This window comes from Henriciella litoralis, assembly GCF_002088935.1.
GTDB lineage: Bacteria > Pseudomonadota > Alphaproteobacteria > Caulobacterales > Hyphomonadaceae > Henriciella > Henriciella litoralis.
In genome coordinates, this window is sequence record NZ_NCSS01000004.1 from 598758 (window position 1) to 622463 (window position 23706).

Consider the following 23706-nt stretch of genomic DNA (forward strand, 5'->3'; position numbering starts at 1 on the left):
GACTCTCCAGGTGTCGCCGAGAGACTACCCTAAAGACTTGCCATCCACCAGCCAGCCAGAACGTTCATCAGGCTAGTTTTACTGCCCTCTACGAGACCGTCTTATGGCGCGCCATCGGTGAAAACAAATTCGCGATTTTCATAACGAACCGGGCGCGGCTCCGTCCCAGGGGCCTGATACGTGCCGACCGTTGGCAAATCGTTGACCCATGTGCCGGTAAAAACCTGTCCATCTGGATAGGTCAGCGTCCCCTGCCCCTGTCGATTGTCGTCCTCAAAATCGCCGACATAGACCATGCCATCAGCGTCGGTTTCAGTGCCGCTGACACGCTGGCCATCAACCCATTGGCCCGTAAAAACCCGGCCATCAGGCCATTTATAGGTCCCTGTTCCGGACCGGACGCCCTCAGCCCATCCGCCTGTATAGAGATTGCCATTGGAATAGCGCATTTCACCCTGTCCGCTGCGCGACCAACCATCCCATTCACCGGTATAAGTCTGCCCGTTTGCCCAACGATACGTGCCCTCAACGGGGGCATCATCGGCAAATGTGGCCGTCAGCGTATCGCCTTCAAATTCGCCGGGCCCCCAGGTGTAGACGCCCTTGCCAGACATCTGGTCTTGCTTGAACGTGCCGACATATTTGTTGCCATTGGTGAAGTTCAACTCACCTTGACCGTCAAACCGCCAGGCCTCGAACCATCCTTGATAAACACGGCCATCTGACGCGCGATAGGTGCCCTGAAGCGGAAATCCTTCCACGAATGTTCCCGTCAGAACGTCGCCTGCATAGTCGCCCTCGCCAAAAGTATAGGTGCCTTGGCCGGAGTACTTTTCTTTCTTGAGCGCTCCGACATAAACGTCGCCGTCGGGGTAGGTCAGCGTGCCGTGGGTCAAGTCACCTTTGTCCAGGTTTCCCACGAAGGTGATGCCGGTCGCAAATGTGATGTTGCCCTCGCCATGCGGGATGCCGTCGACGAATCTGCCCCGATAGTCGAACAGCCAGTCACCATCGCGCTGATATCGCGCCACACCATCACCTGAGGTGCAATCGCCACTGTTGCAGGTTTTTGTAACGGAGTCGCCGGACTGATCTTCGGTCGTATCGTCCGCCATGGCCGGCCCGGCCATCAAGCCCGTCATCGATATCAACGCCAAAAAGGCGCCGGCCAGCTTGGCGCGCAAAGCGGTCTCGGTTTTCATAATGTCCCCTTGTGAAAATGTTGATGCGTCCCGCGTCAAATCTAGCGCACCGCGAGGTGGCAATCAAATGAACTTGAAGGGGGTGTCTCAGCGGGGGGACTGTTCCCGCCCCCGCCAGAACCAGGCAATCACTGACAGGGCGACGAGCGTGCCGGACATGATCATGGCCAGAACCGCGTTGCCCGCCCAGCCAAAGGCATCATAAACCGCCGTGCCCGCAGAGCTGGAAATGCCGCCGCCAATGAACATCATCACAATATAGACCGTCATCAAACGGGTGCGGATATTTGGCGCCAGAGACAGGAAGGTCATGCGGCTGCAGATGTCGACGGCCGGGCCCACCAGCGTCATCAACATGATCGGGATGATCAGCAACCAGAGCGAATTGCCCATCGGCCATAACAGGCAGACGCCGGAGAAATTGATCGCTGCAAAAGCAAGGCGGGCCTTGTACGGCCCGATATTGTCAGCCCAGCGACCAAGGAAGGGCGTTGTAAACAGATTGAGAATGGTAAGCCCGGCCAGATAGCCCACCACATCGACGCCGTAGCCCATATCCGGCAGATGCAGGCCGATGCCCATCCAGACCGACAGGAACACCCCGAAGCCAAGTCCCTGTATGGTGCCTGACAGAAGGATTTCCGGATTCTTGCGCACCAGACCAAGCATGGAAAAGAGCAGGCTAAAATAGCTTTGCCTGGGTTGATCATCGGCGCCAGCCTCGCGCTCATCCATGATGAACGGCAACAGGATCGACACCAGCAACATCAGGCCTGAAGCGATGTAGTACACATTCCGCCAGCCCAGTGTCTCGGCGATGATGCCCGCCCCGGCGCGCGCCACCAGAATGCCGCCGACCACACCGGTCGTCAGCATTGCGGTGACCGCGCCCAGCCTCGCCGGGTCAACGCGCTTGGACGCATAGGTCGGCAGAAGATAAGGCGCGATGGTGAAAAAGCCGAGCACCGTCGAAGCCAGGGTGAACAGCCTGAAATCCTGCGCAAACGCCATGCAGGCGATCGAGATGAACTGACCGGCCACCGTCACTGTCACCAGCTTGCGGTTCGAAATCCGATCACCGAGTGGCAGGAGAAGCAGCACACCCAGCGCCAGCGCAATCTGATTGGCCCCCGGCACGATACCAATCAGGCCGTGGCCAACATCGAACGTATTGGCCACCTCGGAAATGATCGGGTGAATATAATAGGCATTCGCGGTGACAACTGCGCACGCCAGGGTGAGCAAAAGCGTCTCGGTTTTCGATAATCTCCGCTCAGGCGGCGCAGGCTTTCCGGCCGGGGCGGCGATCACCTCGACGTCGTCAGACCCATCTTGTTGTCCGGAGGGGGGCAAAGAACTCATTCGCGATGGAGATAGAACACTTCACGCGTGAAGCAAATATGACGCGTGCGTCAACTGAGCGGCGCTTTGGACGCGGAATCGCCGTCAGATGCTCCAGAAAAACACTGCCACGACACTAAAAGGCCGCTCTGCGACACCGCTACGATACCGTGTTTTGCGAGGGCTAATCGATAATTTGCACCATCGCGTATCGATTCAAAGGTGCCTCGTCGATGCCGAAACCAGTGTCTTCCAGCTGGCGGTAGCGCCCATAGCTCTGGCTCGCCAGAAACGCAGATTGCGGCACGCCCTGGCTGACGAGAAACTGCTCAACATTATTGGCACGTTCGCGGCAAAGACTGCCGGATTTCTCGTCCTTTGAGCAGCCTGCAACGACCTTCACATGCGTTCCTTCCGGCAGCGACCCCGCCGTATAGCGTGCGTAAAGCCCAAGGTTGGTGGCGCCCTCTTCATCGAGCGCGCTGGAGCCTTCCTCAAAGAACACGAACAGGCTGTCATCATTGATCCGTGTCGTGTCTTCCGACACCGGTGTGCGCGCCAGAACGGCTGCGCGCGCTGCGGTTTGCATGACATCCTTGCGCCATGGCGCGACGAGATCACTGATCAGCGTGCTGACGCCGAGAATGGCTTTGACCTCGCCCTCGGTGCGCTGGGGCGGTGCCTCTTCTTCAGGCCCATCTTCTGTTTTGGGAAGGGATCGACCGAGGATCGGCCCCGTTGAGACGGATGAATTTCCATCAAGCTCATCAATCCTCGCCTCGACGAGGCTTCGGCTGCGCGATTTGGGGAAAGCGGCGAGGAAACTCTGCAGCACCACCGCGCTGTCAGAGCCGAGCGAGGCGGCCAGCGCCGCAGCTTCATCGCGGCCTTCCTCATCGGTCTCACAGCCCGCAAAGCAGAAGTCGGCATCTCCGCGCAGACCGCTCTCGATCCAGGGCTGCTGACGATATCCCGTCCGCGTCTCTACCCGCGTCGCAACCCGGCGAAAAAGGGTCTCCGCTGACAGTCCCGGCTGGCTGATAAGTTCGGCAAGCGCCAGGGTGAATTCGCTATTTCTCCCGGCGCCTTCCTCGGCAACGGCGCCCGGCGCGGTTGAGTAGGCGATCAGTGTTCCCCGCACCCGTCCCGTTGCGGCCAGACCGCCACCGGTGGTGCGAACCGCCGATGGCAGCGGGTTATTCCGGCACGCATCGAGCACAATGAAATTGGCCGCGTTTCCCGCATTTTCGAGGTAACGGAACAGCAGCTCAAGCCGCGGCGCATTCGCCCAGACATCGGCCTCTGTATAAGCAACAAGTTCTGTCGGAATGAGGTAATTGAGACCTTCGGACTGAACCCCATGACCGGCAAAGAAAAAGAACCCCGTCGCATTGGGACCGGCCTCTTTCAGGCGGGCCCCAAAGCTCGCAAACGCCTCTTCCATCTCATCTTCATCGGCATTCGTGATCGCCTCAACCTCAAAGCCGAGTCCCTCAAGCGCAGCCTTCATCAGCCGGGCATCGCGCGCGCCGTTCTGTAGCTTCCAACCCGTTGTTTCATAGTCAGAATTGCCGATGACAAGCGCGATACGCGGCTCAGCAATCGCCGGCATGGCAAGCGCGATAACAGCAAAGACAATTGCGATCAGTCTGATCATTCAGTCCCCCATCCGCCGGTCCGGCAAGGGGAAGATAGCGGCGGCGTGGCAAAGCCTGCAAGCCCTGCCACGCCGGAGGCGATGGGCGCTAGACCGTTTTCGGGTCTGCCAGGCTACGCGCCGCTGGCTTTGCTGCCTTATGATGCCCGATCCGAAGGAAGGCTGGACGGACATAGAGGAAGCTGAGCGGCGTCGACTTGATCATCCAATGGAAGATCAGAGGCGTTGCGACAGCAAACACCAGGATCACCAGCGAAGCCGTGCCGATGTCCGGAATGAGGCCAGTCGCGGCAAGCCCCTTCTGCGCCACCTTCATCGGAATGAAGAAGGTGAGATAGATGACAATCGAATTCTTACCTGCATAGCGAAGCACGTGTCCCAATTCGAAACGGGCCAGCAGGGCCGCGACTGTGACGATCGCGAAGGCCCCCGCAAAGCCGAGAACAAGGCTGACGACGGGAAGATCGGCATAGCCCATATGAACGAGGGCCGCATTCCAGACACCCCAGGTCAGAAGGCTGGCAAGCGCCACAGGCCAATGGTTGCGCATCTTCTCGGCGAAGCTGAAGATCAGCGGCGCGAAGGCATAGCCAGCGAAGAAGAAGACATACCAGTTCGCAAACCGTTCAATGACGGACCATGGGGCCGTAAACAGCTCTGCATAGAGCGCACTGTGAGCGACCGCGGCGACGCCGAAAACAAGTAGGACCGGCACACGGCGCAAGAGGCGCGTCGCGACATAGAAGAACAGAAGCTGATGGATAAACCAGAGGCTACTGGCTGGAAAAATAAGCTGTTTTAAGAAGATCATGCCAACAGCGGCCGGATCACTCAGCAACAGGTTTGCCTCAAACGCCGCTGTCTGCAGGACGAGCCATAGGATGTAGAAGTAGGCAAAGTGGATGACCTTGCGGTCAATATAGTCTGTCAGAGGTCCGTTGATGGACTTTGACAGGAACAGCCCCGCAATCAGGAAGAAATCCGGCATGCGGAACGGGCGCGCGAAGGCGACCACATCATGCATCCAGCCGGTGCCATGCACCATCTCTCCATAGTTGAGTGTCGAGTGCATCATCACCACGAGAATGATGCAGATACCCTTGCCGTAATCGACCCAATCAATGCGATTCTTGGTCATTTGCCTGTCCTTGCAAAACTAGCCTGACAGGCGAGAAGCAAGAATCGTGCTCAATTATCAGGATGTATAGACCGGCAATTGTGGCAAAGCGGGACAGCGCTTGCCCAGAAATGGTCCAGCTCTCACCGAAGGACGGCCACACGATGACGTTTTAGTAATCGGCGGTCGGGGGCTTCCGATGCGGCGAGAACCATGGTTCAACGCGTCGCAAGAGATTTTCCGGTCGGTCCAAGGCGGGTTTAAAGGAGGCGATCATGGCAACATTGGCCCTGGTAGATGACGACGAGAACATTGTCGCATCGCTCAAGATATTTTTTGAAGCTGAAGGCTATACGGTCAAGACGTATCATGACGGCCTGTCGGCGCTGTCCGGTCTGACCGAAGTTCCGCCAGATCTCGCCATCCTTGACGTGAAGATGCCAAAGATGGACGGCATGGAGCTGCTACGGCGCCTGCGCCAGACATCTGAGCTTCCGGTCATCTTTCTTACGTCCAAGGACGAGGAGATCGATGAGGTCATCGGTTTCAATATCGGCGCGGACGACTTTGTTCGTAAGCCCTGCTCCAACCGTCTCCTGTCCGAACGCGTCAAGGCGGTCCTGCGCCGGTCACGCGGCGGCGAAGCGGCTGCCGACGAGAGTGACCAGAAGCCGATTGTTCGCGGGCGTCTGACGCTCGATCCAAACCGGCATGCCTGCTCCTGGGATGGAGAGCCCGTTCGCCTGACGGTCACCGAATTTCTGATCCTGCAATCGCTCGCCCAGCGGCCCGGCTATGTCAAAAGCCGCGACCAGCTGATGGACGCAGCCTATGACGACCAGATCTATGTCGATGACCGCACGATCGACAGCCACATCAAGCGGCTTCGCAAGAAGTTCCGCGAAACCGATGATGAATTCGACGCGATCGAGACGCTGTACGGCGTTGGCTATCGCTACAATGAGAGCTGATCGGCGCTTCTGAGAAAGAATTATTCGTTTTCTCTCGCGATCTGCTATGATCAGCGTCGAGGAAACAATAGATGGCCGATACAAGCCGCTCAAATTCAGCATCGCATGCTGACCGCGTGCGTGAAGCCGCCGAGTCCAAAAATGGCGCGGCCAGCTCTTCGCTTGTTGCCTCCTGGCGCCGCTCGTTGAAGCGATACGGGCTGGAGCCGGAAGAGCGCCGCGGCCCTGATCTCCTGACGCAACAGGCCCTTACCGAGGCGCGTCTTCCGCTTGAACAATTGCTGCGCGTGGCGTCGCCCTCTCTCGACCGCCTGTTTGGGTCTGTTGGTGAAGCAGGCTGCAGCGTTCTGATGACCAATGCGGACGGCATCATTCTCGAACGGCGCGGCATGGCCGGCGATGAGGCCGCCTTCCGCTCATGGGGATTATGGGAAGGCGCCGACTGGTCCGAAGCGCGCGAAGGCACCAATGGCATCGGCACCTGCCTTGCCGAGAAACGCGCTGTCACCATTCACCAGGACCAGCATTTCCATAGCCGCAATACGGGCATGAGCTGTATCGACGCGCCGATCTATGACCATCAGGGAGAGCTTGTCGCGGCGCTCGACGTCTCGTCCTGCCGCGCTGATCTCACCGGCACCTTCTCGCAGCTGATCGCCGCGAGCGTCTGCGATACGGCAAGACGTATCGAGAGCGACAATTTCCGCGCTCATTTCGAGGGCGCCCGGATCGTCATGGGTGAACGGCATGGCCGCGCGGGCGCAGTCCTGCTTGCCATAGACAGTGACGATGTCGTGATCGGCGCGACCCGCGCCGCACGCGCTGAATTCGGCCTCGGCGACACACCTGCCTTTGAGCCGCGCCCAGCCGCCGACGTGCTGGCTGGAACGCCTGCGAAAAGCGACCTCGCGGCCGCAGAACGCGCCGAGCTGAAACGCGCCATCCTGCGCGCCAATGGCAATATGTCCGAGGCGGCCCGCTCGCTCGGTGTTGGCCGCGCAACGCTTTACCGGCGCCTAAATCGCCTCGGCATGGATACGTCCACAAACAATTAGGGGGCGCCTGTCTCAGAGCTGAGACAGATAGAGCCCCGTCCATAAAGCCGGCCTGATGACGCCGCCCGCGCGCCGCCGGATATTGCTCCCATCGGCTGCCCAATAGAGGAGGCAGCCAGAAAAGGGAGATCAGATATGGACACGCAGACACTCGGCCACGGCATCATGAAAGCGCCTTTTAAAGAGCGCTACGGCAATTTCATCGGCGGCAAATGGGCAGAGCCAAAGGCTGGCCGCTACTTCGATAATGTTTCACCGGTCAATGGACGGGTCATCTGCCAGATTGCCCGGTCAGACGCGAGCGATGTTGAAGCAGCGCTCGATGCCGCTCATGCCGCTGCAGATAGCTGGGGCCGGACATCGGTTGCGGAACGCGCGCTCGCCCTCCACCGGATCGCAGACCGGATGGAAGAGAACCTCGAAACCCTCGCCATCGCGGAGACATGGGACAATGGCAAGCCGATCCGCGAGACCATGGCGGCCGACCTGCCCCTCGCCATTGATCATTTCCGCTATTTCGCCGGCGCCATCCGCGGCCAGGAAGGCGGCATCAGCGAGATCGACCATGATACGGTCGCCTACCACTTCCATGAGCCACTTGGCGTCGTCGGCCAGATCATTCCCTGGAACTTCCCGCTGCTGATGGCGACCTGGAAACTGGCCCCGGCCCTTGCAGCCGGCAATTGCGTGGTGATGAAGCCGGCCGAACAGACACCGGCCTCGATCTGCGTCCTGCTTGAGCTGATTGGCGATCTTCTGCCGCCCGGCGTTCTCAACGTCGTGCAAGGTTTTGGCCTTGAAGCTGGCAAGCCGCTCGCCTCATCGAACCGGATCGCAAAAATCGCCTTCACCGGCGAGACGACAACCGGACGCCTCATCATGCAATATGCGTCGGAAAACCTCATCCCGGTCACGCTGGAGCTCGGCGGCAAGTCGCCGAACATCTTCTTCCCGGATGTCTGCCGCGAGGATGACGACTATTTCGACAAGGCGATCGAAGGCTTTGTCATGTTCGCCCTCAATCAGGGCGAGGTATGCACCTGCCCGTCGCGCGCCCTCATCCATGAGTCAATCTATGACGAGTTCATGGAACGGGCCCTGAGGCGTGTTGCCGCGATCAAGCAGGGCAACCCGCTCGACATCGACACCATGGTCGGCGCGCAGGCCTCATCCGAGCAGAAAGACAAGATCCTCTCCTATTTCGACATTGGCCGTCAGGAAGGCGCCGAAGTGCTGATCGGCGGCGAAGGCCTGACCCTGCCGGGCGATCTTGAGGGCGGCTTCTATGTGAAGCCAACCGTGTTCAAGGGCCACAACAAGATGCGGGTCTTCCAGGAAGAAATCTTCGGGCCGGTCGTGTCCGTGACCACGTTCAAGGACAATGAGGAAGCCCTCTCCATCGCCAATGACACGCTCTATGGTCTTGGCGCCGGCGTCTGGTCCCGCGAAGCAGACACCTGTTACCGCTTTGGCCGCGCCATCAAGGCTGGCCGGGTGTGGACCAATTGCTACCACGCCTATCCAGCCCACGCGGCCTTTGGCGGATACAAGCAGTCCGGTATCGGGCGTGAAAACCACCGCATGATGCTGGATCACTACCAGCAGACCAAGAACATGCTGGTGAGTTACGCGCCGCAGAAGCTCGGCTTCTTCTAGGACACAGTCTGATGCGTGGCGGCCCTGGGGCAGATCTCCAGAGCCGCCACGTAGGCGCCTGACGGAGAAATTCCCCCTATTCCAGTACCTTAAAGAAAGACACCCCCATGACAGAGTCGACAATGAAGGCTGCGGTTGTGCGTGAATTCGGCAAGCCGCTTGTCCTTGAAGAAGTGAAGACACCGGAGCCAGGCCCCGGCGAAATCCAGGTAAAGATCGAAGCTTGCGGGGTCTGCCATACCGATCTGCACGCTGCGCATGGTGACTGGCCTGTCAAACCCGAGCCGCCTTTCATTCCGGGCCATGAGGGTGTCGGCTATGCCTCCGGCGTAGGAAAAGGCGTCACCCATGTGAAGGAAGGCGACCGGGTGGGCGTGCCGTGGCTCTATTCTGCCTGCGGCCATTGTGAACATTGCCTCGGCGGATGGGAAACCCTCTGCGAGAGCCAGCAAAATACCGGCTATTCGGTCAATGGCGGATTTGCGGAATATGTGATCGCCGACCCGAACTATGTCGGCCACCTGCCAAAGGATATTTCCTTTGTGGAGATTGCCCCCGTCCTCTGTGCAGGCGTGACCGTCTATAAGGGCCTGAAGATGACGGACACCAAACCCGGCGACTGGGTGGTGATTTCCGGTATTGGCGGCCTCGGCCATATGGCTGTGCAATATGCCAAAGCGATGGGCCGCCGGGTGGCGGCGGTAGATATCGACCCGTCAAAACTGGCTTTGGCCAGCCAGCTCGGCGCCGATGTGACAGTAAATGCCATGGAGACCGACCCGGCGATATTCCTGCGCAAGGAAATTGGCGGTGCGCACGGCGCACTCGTGACGGCCGTCTCGCCGAAAGCGTTTGAACAAGCCCTTGGAATGGTGCGCCGCGGCGGGACAGTTTCGCTGAATGGCCTGCCGCCTGGCGATTTCCCCCTGCCTATCTTTGACATGGTGCTGAACGGGATCACCGTGCGCGGGTCAATTGTCGGCACGCGGCTGGACCTCCAGGAATCGCTCGACTTTGCGGCAGCGGGCGCTGTGCGGGCCCATACAGCGACAGCACGCCTGGAAGAGATCAATGATGTCTTCGGCAAGATGGTGGAAGGAAAAATTGATGGCCGGATCGTCCTCGACTTCGCCTGAAACGCCTGCCCGTGTCCTTGCGACGCAGGCCGCACATGATCTGATTGAGGAAATCCAGGCAGACTATCCTGACATCATTTTCCATCAGTCGGGCGGCTGCTGCGACGGGTCCAGCCCGATGTGCTATCCGGCCGACGATTTCAGGATCGGTGAGCGGGACGTGAAGCTGGGTGAGGTGGCGGGTGTGCCGGTCTACATTTCCGGCAGCCAGTTCGAGGCCTGGAAACACACCCAGCTCATCCTGGATGTCGTGGCGGGCCGCGGCGGGATGTTCTCGCTCGACAATGGCCGGGAAAAGCGCTTCCTGACCCGCTCACGCGTTTTCACCGAGGACGAGCTTGCCGCCCTCGGTGGACACCAGGCGGCCTAGCCCTTCAGCTGAAGTTGGCCAAGGAAGTCCCGCTTGCCAAGCGGCACGCCCTTCATGCGAAGAATGTCATAGGCGGTTGTCGCGTGGAAATAGAGGTTGGGCTTTGAGAATGAGAAGAGAAAGCCTTCAGCGGTAAACGGCATGCGCATCTCACCAAATTTGAACATCACGTCCTTGCCGGCAAGTGCGTTCACGTCGTCAGCCGAAAGATCGGCCAGCGATTGCGCTGCTTTGGCCAGATTTGCCTGAAAACCGGCATAGTCTGGCGTATCGAGCCCGGAGACGGCATTGAACTCGCCGGCCTGCACGCCTTCGATGGCGCCAAAGGAATGATGGATCACCGAATTGAGCTGAAAGGTCAGCGGCAGCATTGTCTCGTGAATGCAGTCGGTCAGCAGGCTGTCTGGCGACTCGCCCTTGCCTTCATAGTGCTGAGCGCCTTTTTCAAGCACGCCCTGAATACTCCCGACCATCTGCTTCATGGATGGGATGACGGCATCGTAAAGTGAAAGGCTCATTGTCTGGTTTCCTCCGATTGGTTGGCCTGAGGCTTAGTTTGTCGCCCCAAGTGACGCAAGCGAATGCGATGGGGGGTTTGCTCACTCGCTTCAGGGCCTTATGCCGGGGGGCAGATTATCAATGGAGACTACACATGGCTGACGCCGAGAACACAATTCTGATGGAAACCACCAAGGGCCCGGTGAAGATCGAACTTCGCCCGGACCTCGCGCCCAACCATGTTGCGCGCATCAAGGAACTGGCCCGCGAAGGCTTTTATGACGGCATCGTCTTTCACCGCGTGATCGACGGTTTCATGGCGCAGGTTGGCTGCCCGAATGGCACCGGCACAGGCGGCTCCGACAAGCCGGACCTGAAGCAGGAGTTCAACAATGAGCCGCACGTTCGCGGCACCTGCTCAATGGCCCGGACGAACAATCCAAACTCGGCCAACTCGCAATTCTTCATCTGCTTCGACGATGCCAGCTTCCTGAACAAGCAGTACACCGTCTGGGGCCAGGTTGTGGAAGGCATGGACAATGTCGACCAGTTGAAGCGCGGCGAACCTGTGCGCGACCCGGACTCGATTGTCTCGATGAAAGTCGCTGCTGACGCCTGATATCGGCGCAGCAAAGGCAACACGGCATGGCGCGCAAGGATCACACCGGTAGACGTGTCCCTAAACCCAGCAAGCATTTGCTGAGTTCGCGCATCGCACGGCTGATCTTTGCGTCCAATCTGGCGGGGCTCGCCATTCTCATTATCGGCGCCATGGTGCTGAACGAGATGCGGGCGAGCTTTGTCGTTGCCAAGAAACAGGACCTCGTCGGACAGGCGCAGGTCTTCTCAAATCTGCTGGCCGAAGGCGCAACCTTTGGCCAGCCAGAGCCTGTCATGGATGAGGAACTGGCCCGCGCGACGCTCGCTGACCTTTCCTTGCCGGTTTCTGTTCGCGGGAAGGTCTATGACCCGGATGGTGAGCTGGTCGGTGACAGCTATTTCCTGTCTGACCGCGTCATCGTTTCCGGGCTTCCGCCGCTGCAGGAGCCGAGCCAGCTCTCACGCTGGAGTCGCAGTCTTTCGGAATGGGCCGTTTCGACCTTCGGGGCGCTGGTGCCGAATCGCGGTGGTGATGCAGTTCGAACACAGACATTCGAGCAGGAATACGCCGTCGCAATGGCGGGCGGTGAGGCCGCGAGCCAGCGGTTCAATGATCGCGGCCAACGCATTATTTCGGTCTCCCTGCCCGTGCAGCATGTTTCGGCTGTCGTCGGCGTCCTGACGCTGGAATCGAACGATATTGACGAGATTATCCGGGCTGAGCGCGCCGCGCTTATCCCGTTCATTGGCGTGGCTGTTCTCGTCGCACTCATAACATCTGCCTTGCTGACAATCGGGATTGCCCGTCCACTGAGGCGCCTCTCTGAGGAAGCGGACAGGGTGCGGTCAGGCAGCAGCCAGGAATTGAACCTGCCGCGCATCACTCGAAGGCGCGACGAAATTGGCGCGCTCGCCAGCTCAATGGAAGCGATGACCGAGGCCTTGTTCGAACGGATCACCTCCAATGAGCGGTTTGCCGCCGACGTCGCCCATGAGATCAAGAACCCACTGACCTCCATCCGTTCCGCCGTTGAGACCGCCGAACGCGTGCAGGACAATCCCGAGGCCATGCGAAAGCTGCACAAGGTCATCGCGCATGATGTCGGGCGGCTGGACCGGCTGATCACCGACATCTCGAATGCGTCACGGCTGGAAGCCGAGATCACGCGGGTACCGACGGAGACGCTCAACATTGCGCGCTTTGTCGCCGATATTGTCGCGACTTATGAGTATCTGGCCATCGAGGACGATCAGGCGAGTGTCGTCTATGAGGATGCCACCATGGGCGCGGGCCTTCGCGTGCGTGGCCGAGAGGGCCCACTCGGACAGGTCATCCGCAATCTGATCGATAACGGCCTGTCTTTCTCACCGCCCGCTGGCAAGGTATTTGTCCGCGTCGAACAGGGCCGCATCGGCCCACAGACAACGGCCCGCATCATTGTTGAAGATGAAGGCCCCGGCATACCGGATGACAAATTCGAGAAGATCTTTGAGCGCTTCTATACTGACCGACCCAAGGGATCTGCGTTCGGACGCAATTCAGGGCTCGGCCTTTCAATCGTTCGCCAGATCGCCAATACACATCTGGGCCATGTCTGGGCCGAGAACCGCGCCGAGGGCGGTGCGCGATTTATCGTAGAACTTCCCGCAACATAACCCATCTTCGTCACGAAACCGTCTTGACGTATACGCCTCGTCTGTCAGCATCCGTTTTGCGGGAAACGTGTTGAGGGCGCATGATCGGGATCGTTGTGGTCAGCCATGGAAAACTGGCGCGAGAACTTGTTCGCGCGACCGAGCATGTCGTCGGCGAACAGGACTATTTCCGTTCGATCTCTATTGAAGCTGAAGACGATATCGATGCGCGCCGTGAGCAGATCAGAGAAACGGTCGCGGCTTGCAACACGGGTAAAGGCGTCATCATCGTGACCGACATGTTCGGCGGGACTCCCTCGAACCTCGCGATTTCAGTCATGCCCGATGCAAAGATCGACGTCATCGCCGGGGTAAATTTACCGATGCTGATCAAGCTGATCGAAGTGCGCGAGACCGTGAAGCTGGACGAAGCTGTCCGGGTCGGCCGCGATGCAGGCCAGAACTATATTCGGGTCGCGTCAGAAGTCATGGATCGGACGGCGTGAGCGACCAGGGAACAACGGTTGAGCGGCGGGTTCAGATCGTCAATCGCAAAGGTCTGCACGCGCGGGCCTCTGCGAAACTGGCGCGACTGGCAAGCACACTTCCGGCGCAGGTCTTTGTCGTCCGTAATGGTGATGTGGCGCATGCGCATTCCATTATGGATCTGCTGATGCTGGCGGCTCACCAAGGCAGCGAGGTCGACGTGCGCGCCAGCGGGCCGAATGCGGCGGCCGCCGTCGACGCGGTTAGCGCGATGATTGCTGACGGCTTCGGCGAGCGCGACGAGGACGACTAGTCCCCCATCAGAGAACCATTGGCGCGATATAGTAGCCGATGACGCTGATAATCACGACGCCTATCAAATTCACCCAAAGACCGCGGCGGATCATCTGTCCAATCGTCACCTCTCCGCTCGCATAGATGATCGCATTGGGCGCGGTGGCGACCGGCAGCATGAAGGCGCAAGAGGCTGCTACGGCGGCAGGGGCCAGCAGGCTTTCAGGGGCAGCTCCGACCGCGATGGACAAAGCACCAAGAATGGGCGCCAGCGTCGTCATCGTGGCAACGTTTGAGGTCAGCTCTGTCAGGAAGATGACCAGCGTCACAACGGCGACGATAAAGAAGAGCGGTGGCAACACCGACAGAACGCCGAGCTGATCGCCGATCCAGGCTGAGAGACCCGTGCGAGACACCGCATTGCCGAGCGCAATGCCGCCGCCAAACAGAATGAGCACGCCCCAGGGCAGCTTTTCGGCCTCGTCCCAGTTAAGCAGGGCACGCCCTTCCTCTTTGCTGGCAGGCACGATGAACATCAGGACAGCGCCGAAGATCGCAATCATCATATCGACCTGTGCGCCGCTATAGCTCGACAGGAGCGGCCAGCCGGCGGCCTCAAGTGCGTTCACCACGATAAGGCGCGTCACCCAGAGAAACGCGATCAGGCCGAAGACGGCGGCGGCGCGTGCTTCTGGTGTTGTTATACCGCCCAAAGCAGACAATTGATGCTCGACATCGTCCCCAATAGCACGGGACGAGTCCATGCGCCCCAGACTCCGCGTCACCACCCACCATGCCGCGGGTATCATCAGGCAGACCGCCGGAAGGCCGAATGCCATCCATTGCGGGAACCCGATTTCTGCGCCGGCCTCAACCTGTAGCCAGTTGATCGCAATCAGGTTTGTCGGCGTGCCGATAGGCGTGCCGACCCCGCCAATAGAAGCGGCGTAACAGACACCAAGCAGAAGCGCAGTCGTGAAAGCCCTCCTGTCACCGCCAAGAGCGGCTCCGGCTGATAGCGCGATTGGCACCATCATGAGCGTCGTCGCTGTATTGCTGATCCACATGGACAAGAGCGCCGTTGCGATCATGAAACCGAGGATCAGAAGGCGGGGTGAGGATCCGAAGTGGTGGACGACGTTTAGCGCGATCCGCTTGTGCAGATTCCAGCGCTCAATCCCCATCGCGATAATGAACCCGCCGAGCAGGAGCACAACGATATGGTGCATATAATCGCCGCCAACTTGGCGGGGGCTGCCAGCATCAATCAGTGGCAGCACAACCAGCGGCAGAAGCGACGTCGCCGGGATTGGAATGGCTTCGGTCGCCCACCAGATGGCCATCCAGACGAGCAGGCAGGCAGTGCCCCATGCGGGTGTGTCCAGGCCGTCCGGCGCGCCGAGCAACGCCATGGTCGCAGCCAGGGCCGGTCCGAGCCAGAAGCCGATCAATCGTGCGGTGATGGGGTTTCCTCCAATTTTCCGCACTGGGCCAGCCTTGGCCGCTTTCGTCAAGCGCCTTGGAAGCAGGTTTAGCTTTCCAGGACGAGATCATCCCGGTGAATGACGGCAGGGCGGCCTCTATAGCCGAGGCGAGCCTCTATATCATCGCTATGCGCGCCGGCGATTCGCTGGACATCGGCTGCGTCATAGGCCGTCACGCCCTTGGCGATGACAGCGCCTTCAGACGACTTCACGGCGACGGCAGCGCCCTTTTCAAAGCGCCCCTCAATGCCCGACACACCGACCGCCAGCAGGCTGGAGCCAGACTGCAGCGCACGCGCGGCGCCTGCATCGATCAAGATCGCCCCTTCAGGTGTCAAATGCCCCTTCAGCCAGGTCTGACGTGCCGTTGCTGGCGTAACCGAAGGCATAATCCATGTCGCCCGCGCCCCATCAATGAGAGCGGAGACAGGCCTATCCCGGTCGCCAATCGTAATTGCGGTCGCGCAACCCGCACCGAACGCAATCCGCGCTGCCTGCAGCTTGGTCGCCATGCCCCCCGAACCGACGCCGGCCTCGCTATTGGCGCTGCCCGCCATCGCGTCATGGGCTTCGGTGAGTTCCGTGATTTCGGCGATATGCCTGGCCGAGGCGTCCTTGCGCGGATCGGCGGTGTATAGGCCATCGATGTCAGACAGGAGGATGAGCACGTCGGCGCTCAGCATCTGTGCGACCCGGGCGGCAAGGCGGTCATTGTCGCCATAGCGAATCTCGTCGGTCGCAACCGTATCATTCTCATTGATGACGGGCACAGCGCCTGCGCTGAGCAGCGTATCGAGCGTCGCACGGGCGTTCAGCCATCGGCGGCGTTGTTCTGTATCTTCCAGGGTCAGCAGAGCCTGCGCCGCGTGAATGCCATGCGGCGCAAGCGCGCCTGCGACGGCCGCCATCAGCAGTGGCTGGCCAAGCGCAGCGGCGGCCTGTTTGTCTTCAAGTTTGCGGGGTCTCTTCTGCCCGAGAAACCCCTTGCCGAGGGCAACGGCGCCAGAGGAAACAAGAACCACCTGTTTTCCGCTCGCCTTCAGCGCGGCGATATCAGCCGCGAGACTGGCCAGCCAGGCATGCCGCGGCGTGCCTGATGATGCCATCAGCGCCGACCCGGTCTTGATGATGACCCGGTTCGCAGATGTCAGCGGCCCCGTCATCAGGGCTGCCAGCCCTCTTCGGCGTCTGCGCCATCATCTTCGAGGTCTTCCAGCTGACCTAACTCACGCGCGATGAGGCTGAGCGCCTGTTTAACGCCAGTGCGGGCAACTGAGGAAATACGCAGCGGCTCTTGCCCGCATGCGGCTTTAAGTTCTGCAGCCTGAACATCAATCAGCTCTTCGGTGAGCGCGTCCACCTTGGTCAGCGCAACGATTTCTGGCTTGTCGGCCATCTCCGGCTGGTAGTCTTCCAGCTCCTTGCGGATGGTTCGCCAGGCGTCGCCGACATTGTCCTGCGTACAGTCAACCAGATGCAGAAGCACCTTGCAGCGCTCAACATGTCCGAGGAACCGGTGGCCAAGCCCTGCCCCTTCAGCAGCCCCTTCGATGAGGCCCGGAATGTCAGCCAGTACAAAACGTGTGCTCATGCCGATATCGACAACGCCGAGGCCGGGATGAAGCGTGGTGAACGGATAATCTGCCACTTTTGGCTTCGCGGCCGTTGCAGCCCGCATGAAGGTCGATTTGCCCGCATTCGGCAGGCCGAGAAGCCCCGCATCCGCGATGAGTTTCAAGCGCAGCCAGATTGTGCGTTCCTCGCCCTCCTCGCCCGGATTGGCGCGGCGCGGGGCCCGATTGGTCGATGTCTTGAAGTGGAGGTTGCCCCAACCGCCATTTCCGCCCTTGGCGAGCATGACCCGCTGTCCGACCTCGGTAAGATCGGCAATCATCGTCTCCTGATCTTCTTCGAAGATCTGCGTGCCGACAGGCAGTTTGATCGTGATGTCTTCGCCAGACCGCCCATGGCGCTGTTTGCCCATACCATGGGTGCCGCGTTCGGCCTTATGGTGTTGCTGGTAGCGATAGTCGATCAGCGTGTTGAGGCCTTCGACGGCCTCGGCATAGACGTCGCCGCCGCGTCCGCCATCGCCGCCATCTGGCCCGCCGAATTCGACATAGGCTTCACGCCGGAAGGATGAGCTTCCGCGTCCGCCGTCACCGGCCTTGATATAGATTTTGCACTGGTCGAGAAATTTCATGTTTCAGTCCTTAGCGCGCCTTGGCCCGGCGTACCATGAAGATGTGATCGACCTGCTGGTCGCGCCCGGCACAAAAAACCGGGGACATACCCGTTTCTTCGAAGCCAAGCTTGTGAAGTACCCTGCCCGAAGCGGGATTGTCAGCAAAATGGCCTGAGATGATTTCGTCCGCCTGTCCGCGGGCCGCCAGCCAGTCAATAACGGCCTGGCCCGCTTCTGTCGCAACGCCGCGCTTCCAGGCCTCGGGTGCCACCCAGTAGCCAAGCTCGAAAACCTCGTCACCGGGACTACGATGGGCGCCCATCATGCCAATCAATGTATCGTCCTCAATGAGGGCGAAGGCGTGATCGGTGCCGAATTCACTGCCGCGTTCGACACTGAGAATCCAGCGGCCCGTCTGTTCCAGCTGCTGACCGGCCGGGATGCGGGCCACCATCCTGTAGATTCGCGGATCGCTCACGATGTCCGTAATGCGCTCGGCATCCGCCAGAACGGGCGGGCGAAGCAGAAAACGCTCTGTCCTGATCTCAGTCATGCAATGCTCGTCCTGCCGCGCAGCAAAAAGGGGAGACAGCCGACTGTCTCCCCTTCGCAATATCTGGTTCGATCATCCGGCCATCAAGGGCCAGAGACCGGCCCTGTTACTCTGCAGCGTCTGCCATCGGGACGACCGACACATACTGACGGTCACCGCGCGAACGCTTGAACTCGACGCGGCCTTCCTCAAGCGCGAAGAGGGTGTGGTCCTTGCCCATGCCGACGCCTGTGCCGGGATAGGTCTTGGTGCCACGCTGGCGAATGATGATGTTGCCCGGGATCACGTGCTGACCGCCGAACTTCTTCACGCCAAGGTATTTCGGATTTGAATCGCGACCGTTCCGTGACGAGCCGCCTGATTTCTTATGTGCCATGAGGGCGCTCCTTGATCTGATTGAAGCCTATAACAGACTTCAGGCGTCTTTTGCCAGTTTCTTGGCCTGCTTGACCCACTCGTCACGCTCGATGCGTCCGCCGAGACCGGCTTCGTCATCCAGCTCAGAGGCTTGGGTCTTGTTGAGGTCTGCAACTTGCCAGAAGTGGAAGATACCGGCTTCGTTGAGCTTTTTCTCCATGGCAGGGCCGACGCCGGAGATCTGCTTGAGATCATCCTTCTTGCCTTCGGCCTTGGCCAGACGGCCGCGCTCGTCGGTTGCTGGCTTGGCATCGGCTTTCGCTTCTGCCTTAGGAGCTGCTTCCTTCTTCGGAGCAGCTTCTTTTTTCGGTGCCGCTTCAGCCTTGGCAGCAGGTGCCTCGGTCTTCGGAGCCGCTTTAGCTTCGGCCTTCGGCGCGTCTTCTTTTTTCGCAGCAGCCTTCTTCGCAGGAGCTTTCTTGCCGTCGGTCAGGATCGAGGTGATCGTGACAACGCTCTCAAGCTGGCGATGGCCTTTCTTGCGGCGGTAGGTCGAGCGCTGGACCTTCTTCATGATGGTGACCTTGTCACCTTTGCGCTGCGTGTTGACTTCGCCAACGACGCTCGCGCCTGCAACAAGCGGCGCACCGACAGTGACGTCTTTGCCGTCACCAAGCATCAGCACGTCAAATGTTACATCCGCGCCGATATCAGCTGCGAGTTTCTCGACAACAATCTGATCGCCTTCAGCGACTTTGTATTGTTTGCCACCAGTCTTAATGACCGCGAACATGGCCTCATCCTTCCGGAAGGTGTAATTAGTTGATTATCCGCACGCGCATGGCGCCGGACATGAAGGCGCGGATAAACACTATCAGTGCCCCCATGTCAAACCCTGTCCTGCATGAATCCGGGGGCTTGCGTACAGGTCCGCCCCGCGCTATCCCCCCGCCCCACGGAGAGGTGCTAGAGTGGTTGAATAGGCTAGTCTCGAAAACTAGTGAGCTCGCAAGGGCTCCGAGGGTTCGAATCCCTCTCTCTCCGCCATTTCGGTATAAAACTGGGCACGCCGTTCGCCGCCGATTCTGCGCTATTTGCGGCGGCTAGGGTTCTCAGAAGCTCGTTCTTCGATCCCATGATGCGCACTTCGCGCTCGTCGACCTCGACGCGCTGAGCTAACGCGCGCAGATGATCGCGCCGATAGCCGCCGCCCTCCAACCGCATTTTCTCGCGGGCCGCTGCGGCGAATCTCTCGATCATTTCCGGCGTGACGGCCTGATGAGTGGCGCTGTCGAGCATGGCTTCGGCGCGTTCCGCGTCGGTTTTCGCCTGATCACGAAGGACTTTCAGACCGGCGATGCGCTCTTTCAGCGCCGGATCGTCGAGGTCGGCGACGCCGATCTCGATGGCGTCGTAAAGGCGTTTCAGCCGCAGCTCCGATTCCGTTGCCCGCCGGTTCAGTTCGGCGATGTGCTCACGGCGGCGCTCAGCGCGCTCTTGCCGTCGGTCGAGCACATCGACGAGAACCTCTTCCAGCCGATCAGACGTCAGCAGACGCTCCTCCAGATGCTGAGCAACCAGCGTATCGAGCTTATCCATCGGGATTGTCCGGCCCTTGCAGCCAGTCTCGCCCTGACGCGCCTTGATCGAGCAGGCGTAGTAGCGGTAACGCCCGCTCTTGCCAGTGCGGATGGTCATGGCGCCGCCGCACTTGCCGCAAAAGCAGATCCCCGTCAGCAAGGTTGGTCCTGTCACTACGCGTGGCGGCGCGACCTTGGGATTGCGCGCCTGCATCAGCTTCTGCACGGCGTCGAAGGTCTTGCGGTCTATGATCGGCGGAACCGGAACCGTCACCAGGTCTTCCGGCTTGGTCGGCTCCTTGTTCTTGCGATGCTTGCCCCATTGATGCTCGCCGATATAGGTCCGCCGGGTCAGGATGCGATGAACCTGTCCGATGCCCCAGCGGCCGCCGTCTCGCGTGAAGATGCCCCTGCCATTGAGATGCGTGGCGATCGCTTTGACGCCCATGGCCCCGCGCGTTCCGTCCCCTTCCAGGGCGAGGCGATAGATCAGCCGGATCGTGTCGGCGTGCAGCGGATCGATCTCCAGTTTCTTCTTGGTCTTGGCGCCGCGCTGTTCGGCCGCGACCACGCGATAGCCGACGGGCGGGCGCGAGCCGTTCCAGAAGCCCTGGCGGGCGTTTTCCTTGAGCGCGCGCAGGACGTGCTTGGCGTTCTCCTTGGACTGATATTCATCGAACAGCGCCATGATCTGGCGCATCATGACGTGCATGGGATCGTCGCCCATCTCCTGGGTGATGGAGACGAGCCTGACGCCGTTCTTGGCGAGCTTCCGGACGTAGAACTCCAGCTCGAAATGGTCGCGGAAGAAACGGCTGAATGAGTGGACGACCACGATGTCGAAGGCTGAGGGCTTGGACGTACCCGCCTCGATCATGCGCTGGAATTCGGGGCGCTTGTCGTTCGTTGCTGACGCTCCTGGCTCCACATAGGTCTCGACGAGTTCGTAGCCGCGCGCCTCGCACCACGCTTCGCCCTGGCGTTTCTGGTCAGGGATCGAGACGTCATGCTCGGCCTGCCGCGTCGTCGAGACGCGCAGGTAAAGCGCGGCGCGGAGCTTCACGGCGTTTTGCGGTGCGTTCATGATGCGCCTCCCGCTGCCTTTCGCCATTCCTCGCCGGTCAACGTCAGATCAAGCGAAACACGGTCGTAGAGGACTCGCGGACGCCGCCGGCGCCCTTCCGGTTCCATCTCGACCAAACCGTATTCGGCCATCTTCTTCAGCGTTCGCGACAAGTTCGATTTGGCGCGCCCAGTCATCTCCGCCAACTCGTCAAGCGAAGCCGGTGCGCGTTCGGCGATGGTCCGCAACAGTTCGCGATTACCGGCTGACAGCACCTGGGCAAAGGACTCGGTCGATGTGAACCATACCTTCGGATCGTCCGGCCCCGGCTTTTGCTCGCCGCGGGCGATCCGCATGGTGCGGGCCTTCATCTCCTCATAATCGGCGATGCCGATCTTCAACGTCGTCATTGCAGTACGCCTCGCTCCTTTAACACTGCATCCACCGTCTCCCAGAAATCGACGATCAGGCTCGCGGCATCCTGATAGTCATAGGGACGCACGGTCCGGAGCCGGTGGCGGTGATCCTGCGGTTCTCCGCGTTTGCGGCGGCCGACAGGATGAGCATTGTCGAAGCCGACAAGCCGCTCGCCGTCAGGTCCGTGCAGCGTCAGCGAATAGTCGAGCCCATGGGGCTTCTCCGGGCTAACGGGCACGCGCGTAACGACGAACTTCACCCAATGCCTGCTCGCAGGGTCGATGACGAGCACCTGGCCATCGAGATCGAGCAAGGCGTCAAGGCTCGGATCGTATGTCTCCTCTGTCATATTAGGTTATCTTTAGATGATAACTTTGTCAAGGAGCCAACCGAACCCAAGGGGCCGAACAAATCGTCGAACAGATCACCGAACCAGGCCTCAAACACATCCACTTCGGACGAAGTGACCGGCACGCGCTTCAGCCACTCATCGGTGACGCGCCAGTCGGTCAACTCTGGTTCGGGACGTCCACGCGGCTTCGGTTCCGGAATCTGCGCGTAGTCGTAAAGATCAATTTTTGCCGCGCGCGAACGCTGCCGGCGTTTGGGTACGGAATTGGACATGAAGCGACTGTGCCGCCCCGTAGTACGCGGAGAAATGCTCCGCATCCGGGTGAAGCGTCAACGGCGGCGAAGACAGGTGTTCGGCGGTGCTGCGCCAAATGCCTGGCCAATCAAGACGAACATGTTCCCCGATAAAGAGTAAGAGTTCGGCGGCTTTCGCCGTGACGGGTTTGGAGGTCGAGAGAGAGGCTCTCGGCCGACCTGTCGCGGAGATTGACCCATGACCAACCTTGAAACCCTGGACGGCCGGCGCGACGCGAGCGGCGGTTACAAAGTCGATATCTCGCGCGGAGAGCGGATCGGCCGCGTCTCCTCGGAATGGTTTTCCCGGCCGAATGACGAGCGCTATCTGTCCCTGTCGGAGCTCTACGCGTCGGTGAAGGGCCGCGCCGAGCGCAGCCGCACGCGGACAGTCGAGAGCGCGGCGATCCGCGTTGAAGCCCATCGCGACGATCCGGAAAACCTGGCGCTCATCCTGCCCGACGCCGAGGCGCCGGTCGCGCCGACCCATTGGAGCTTCGGCCAGCTCGCCAGCCTAGTCAGCGCGCCGGCGGCCTATCTGCGCCAGCTCCCGGCGCCGCTTGCGGGCATCAATCTGCAATACGGGCTCACCGCTACCCAAGCCGAGCAGATCAAGACGCTGGAAACCGAGGATGGGCGCACGGAGCTGCGCGCTGTCACCGGCCCGGATTATGGCCGCATCTATGACCACGAACTCGTCGCCGCCGTGCAAAAGATCGCAGGCAACGGCATCGGCGATACACGCTGGAAAGTGCCCGGCACGCTCGACTGGTCGAGCGGCGTCTACAATCCGATGGTCGACATCACCAAGGACACGACCACGCTCTACGCCTCCGACCGAGACGTCTTCCTCTTCCTGGTCGACGACATGAACCCGATCGAGGCGGGCAAGCTGTCCGACGGATCTCCCGATCTCTATTTCCGGGGCTTCTATTGCTGGAATTCTGAAGTCGGCGCGAAGACGCTCGGCATCGCCAGTTTCTATCTGCGCGCCGTCTGCCAGAACCGCAATCTCTGGGGCGTTGAGGACTTCCAGGAAATTAGCATCCGACATTCCAAATACGCCGCCAATCGCTTCGCGCACGAGGCGGCGCCGGCGCTGACCCGCTTCGCTGACTCCTCGCCGCGACCCTTCGTCGAAGGCATTCGAGCAGCGCGCGAGCGCATCGTCGCCCACAGCGACGATGACCGCACCGACTTCCTCCGCAAACGGGGCTTCTCCAAGGCGGAGACGGCCAGAATCGTCGAGACAGTCCTCGCCGAAGAAGGTCGGCCGCCGGAGTCCGTATTCGATTTCGTGCAGGGCATCACCGCCGTCGCCCGGTCGAAGCCGCAGCAGGACACCCGGCTCGAAATGGAGGGCAAGGCGAAGAAGCTCCTCGAGCGCGCGGCGTAGCTGCGGCCGGC

Annotated in this window: 24 protein-coding genes, 1 tRNA gene and 1 pseudogene; 11 read left to right on the top strand and 15 right to left on the bottom strand. The window is 60.3% G+C overall.

All coding sequences use genetic code 11. From position 1 onward, the window contains the following. Positions 1 to 101 precede the first annotated feature (101 nt). The 4 genes from B8783_RS02915 to B8783_RS02930 all read right to left on the bottom strand — a co-directional run bounded on the left by B8783_RS02915 (position 102) and on the right by B8783_RS02930 (position 5338). On the bottom strand, positions 102 to 1202 hold the full coding sequence (locus tag B8783_RS02915) for an MORN repeat-containing protein (RefSeq protein WP_084418266.1): 1101 nt from the start codon (positions 1200 to 1202) through the stop codon (positions 102 to 104). 87 nt (positions 1203 to 1289) lie between these two features. Further along, on the bottom strand, positions 1290 to 2564 hold the full coding sequence (locus tag B8783_RS02920; protein ID WP_084418267.1) for an MFS transporter: 1275 nt from the start codon (positions 2562 to 2564) through the stop codon (positions 1290 to 1292). Between the two features lie 163 nt (positions 2565 to 2727). Then, on the bottom strand, positions 2728 to 4200 hold the full coding sequence (locus B8783_RS02925; RefSeq protein WP_084418268.1) for a caspase family protein: 1473 nt from the start codon (positions 4198 to 4200) through the stop codon (positions 2728 to 2730). A gap of 88 nt (positions 4201 to 4288) precedes the next feature. Then, on the bottom strand, positions 4289 to 5338 hold the full coding sequence (locus B8783_RS02930; protein WP_084418269.1) for an acyltransferase family protein: 1050 nt from the start codon (positions 5336 to 5338) through the stop codon (positions 4289 to 4291). Positions 5339 to 5592: 254 nt separating this feature from the next. Between B8783_RS02930 and B8783_RS02935 the strand changes: the two genes are divergently transcribed. The 5 genes from B8783_RS02935 (at position 5593) to B8783_RS02955 (ending at position 10505) form a co-directional block, all read left to right on the top strand. Beyond that, positions 5593 to 6288 carry a response regulator transcription factor gene (locus B8783_RS02935; RefSeq protein ID WP_084418270.1) on the top strand — a complete coding sequence of 232 codons (696 nt, stop codon included), beginning with the start codon at positions 5593 to 5595 and terminating at the stop codon, positions 6286 to 6288. 71 nt (positions 6289 to 6359) lie between these two features. Then, positions 6360 to 7343 carry a GAF domain-containing protein gene (locus B8783_RS02940; protein ID WP_084418271.1) on the top strand — a complete coding sequence of 328 codons (984 nt, stop codon included), beginning with the start codon at positions 6360 to 6362 and terminating at the stop codon, positions 7341 to 7343. A gap of 165 nt (positions 7344 to 7508) precedes the next feature. Beyond that, positions 7509 to 8999: an aldehyde dehydrogenase gene (gene adh / locus B8783_RS02945; RefSeq protein WP_407646315.1), complete on the top strand. Its 1491-nt coding sequence runs from the start codon at positions 7509 to 7511 to the stop codon at positions 8997 to 8999. Positions 9000 to 9106: 107 nt separating this feature from the next. Continuing rightward, positions 9107 to 10135 carry an alcohol dehydrogenase AdhP gene (gene adhP / locus B8783_RS02950; protein ID WP_084418273.1) on the top strand — a complete coding sequence of 343 codons (1029 nt, stop codon included), beginning with the start codon at positions 9107 to 9109 and terminating at the stop codon, positions 10133 to 10135. Beyond that, positions 10107 to 10505 carry a DUF779 domain-containing protein gene (locus B8783_RS02955; RefSeq protein WP_084418274.1) on the top strand — a complete coding sequence of 133 codons (399 nt, stop codon included), beginning with the start codon at positions 10107 to 10109 and terminating at the stop codon, positions 10503 to 10505. Before adhP ends, B8783_RS02955 begins: the two co-directional genes overlap by 29 nt. On the opposite strand, the gene B8783_RS02960 is transcribed toward B8783_RS02955, so the two are convergent. Next, entirely contained in the window at positions 10502 to 11023 is a 522-nt protein-coding gene (locus tag B8783_RS02960; RefSeq protein ID WP_084418275.1) for a DUF1993 domain-containing protein, read from the bottom strand. The two genes, B8783_RS02955 and B8783_RS02960, sit on opposite strands and share 4 nt — an antisense overlap. Positions 11024 to 11157: 134 nt before the next feature. On the opposite strand from B8783_RS02960, the gene B8783_RS02965 reads away from it, so the two are divergent. The 4 genes from B8783_RS02965 (at position 11158) to B8783_RS02980 (ending at position 14037) form a co-directional block, all read left to right on the top strand. Beyond that, positions 11158 to 11622, top strand: coding sequence for a peptidylprolyl isomerase (locus B8783_RS02965; RefSeq protein WP_084418276.1), 465 nt, complete (start codon positions 11158 to 11160; stop codon positions 11620 to 11622). 26 nt (positions 11623 to 11648) lie between these two features. Next, positions 11649 to 13259: a stimulus-sensing domain-containing protein gene (locus tag B8783_RS02970; protein WP_084418277.1), complete on the top strand. Its 1611-nt coding sequence runs from the start codon at positions 11649 to 11651 to the stop codon at positions 13257 to 13259. A gap of 80 nt (positions 13260 to 13339) precedes the next feature. Next, a complete protein-coding gene (locus tag B8783_RS02975; protein WP_084418278.1) occupies positions 13340 to 13744 on the top strand; it encodes a PTS sugar transporter subunit IIA in 405 nt (134 codons plus the stop codon). Further along, positions 13741 to 14037 carry an HPr family phosphocarrier protein gene (locus tag B8783_RS02980; protein WP_084418279.1) on the top strand — a complete coding sequence of 99 codons (297 nt, stop codon included), beginning with the start codon at positions 13741 to 13743 and terminating at the stop codon, positions 14035 to 14037. The genes B8783_RS02975 and B8783_RS02980 overlap by 4 nt, the downstream gene beginning before the upstream one ends. A gap of 7 nt (positions 14038 to 14044) precedes the next feature. Here the strand turns inward: B8783_RS02980 and B8783_RS02985 are convergent, their stop codons facing one another. The 6 genes from B8783_RS02985 to B8783_RS03010 all read right to left on the bottom strand — a co-directional run bounded on the left by B8783_RS02985 (position 14045) and on the right by B8783_RS03010 (position 19387). After that, positions 14045 to 15505 (bottom strand): SLC13 family permease, encoded by a 1461-nt coding sequence (locus B8783_RS02985; RefSeq protein ID WP_233355652.1) that lies wholly within the window; start codon positions 15503 to 15505, stop codon positions 14045 to 14047. Between the two features lie 44 nt (positions 15506 to 15549). Further along, entirely contained in the window at positions 15550 to 16665 is a 1116-nt protein-coding gene (proB, locus tag B8783_RS02990) for a glutamate 5-kinase (RefSeq protein WP_084418280.1), read from the bottom strand. Continuing rightward, on the bottom strand, positions 16665 to 17705 hold the full coding sequence (gene obgE, locus B8783_RS02995) for a GTPase ObgE (RefSeq protein ID WP_084418281.1): 1041 nt from the start codon (positions 17703 to 17705) through the stop codon (positions 16665 to 16667). Before obgE ends, proB begins: the two co-directional genes overlap by 1 nt. A 10-nt stretch (positions 17706 to 17715) precedes the next feature. Beyond that, on the bottom strand, positions 17716 to 18240 hold the full coding sequence (locus B8783_RS03000; protein WP_084418282.1) for a GNAT family N-acetyltransferase: 525 nt from the start codon (positions 18238 to 18240) through the stop codon (positions 17716 to 17718). A 106-nt stretch (positions 18241 to 18346) separates the two neighbouring features. Continuing rightward, positions 18347 to 18616 (bottom strand): 50S ribosomal protein L27, encoded by a 270-nt coding sequence (gene rpmA / locus B8783_RS03005; protein ID WP_084418283.1) that lies wholly within the window; start codon positions 18614 to 18616, stop codon positions 18347 to 18349. A 39-nt stretch (positions 18617 to 18655) separates the two neighbouring features. Then, entirely contained in the window at positions 18656 to 19387 is a 732-nt protein-coding gene (locus tag B8783_RS03010) for a 50S ribosomal protein L21 (RefSeq protein WP_084418284.1), read from the bottom strand. Positions 19388 to 19551: 164 nt separating this feature from the next. On the opposite strand from B8783_RS03010, the gene B8783_RS03015 reads away from it, so the two are divergent. After that, a tRNA-Ser gene (locus tag B8783_RS03015) sits at positions 19552 to 19641 on the top strand. Here the strand turns inward: B8783_RS03015 and B8783_RS18810 are convergent. The 4 genes and pseudogenes from B8783_RS18810 to B8783_RS03035 all read right to left on the bottom strand — a co-directional run. Beyond that, positions 19612 to 21258, bottom strand: a pseudogene (locus B8783_RS18810) (recombinase family protein); the annotation flags it as partial. The gene B8783_RS03015 and the pseudogene B8783_RS18810 sit on opposite strands and share 30 nt — an antisense overlap. Beyond that, positions 21255 to 21647 (bottom strand): HVO_A0114 family putative DNA-binding protein, encoded by a 393-nt coding sequence (locus tag B8783_RS03025; protein WP_009802170.1) that lies wholly within the window; start codon positions 21645 to 21647, stop codon positions 21255 to 21257. The gene B8783_RS03025 and the pseudogene B8783_RS18810, both read right to left, overlap by 4 nt. Beyond that, a complete protein-coding gene (locus B8783_RS03030; protein WP_084418285.1) occupies positions 21644 to 22003 on the bottom strand; it encodes a toxin-antitoxin system TumE family protein in 360 nt (119 codons plus the stop codon). The genes B8783_RS03025 and B8783_RS03030 overlap by 4 nt, the downstream gene beginning before the upstream one ends. Next, positions 22000 to 22278 (bottom strand): hypothetical protein, encoded by a 279-nt coding sequence (locus B8783_RS03035; protein ID WP_206740500.1) that lies wholly within the window; start codon positions 22276 to 22278, stop codon positions 22000 to 22002. Before B8783_RS03035 ends, B8783_RS03030 begins: the two co-directional genes overlap by 4 nt. A 220-nt stretch (positions 22279 to 22498) precedes the next feature. On the opposite strand from B8783_RS03035, the gene B8783_RS03040 reads away from it, so the two are divergent. Beyond that, entirely contained in the window at positions 22499 to 23695 is a 1197-nt protein-coding gene (locus tag B8783_RS03040; RefSeq protein WP_084418286.1) for a DUF932 domain-containing protein, read from the top strand. Positions 23696 to 23706 lie beyond the last annotated feature (11 nt).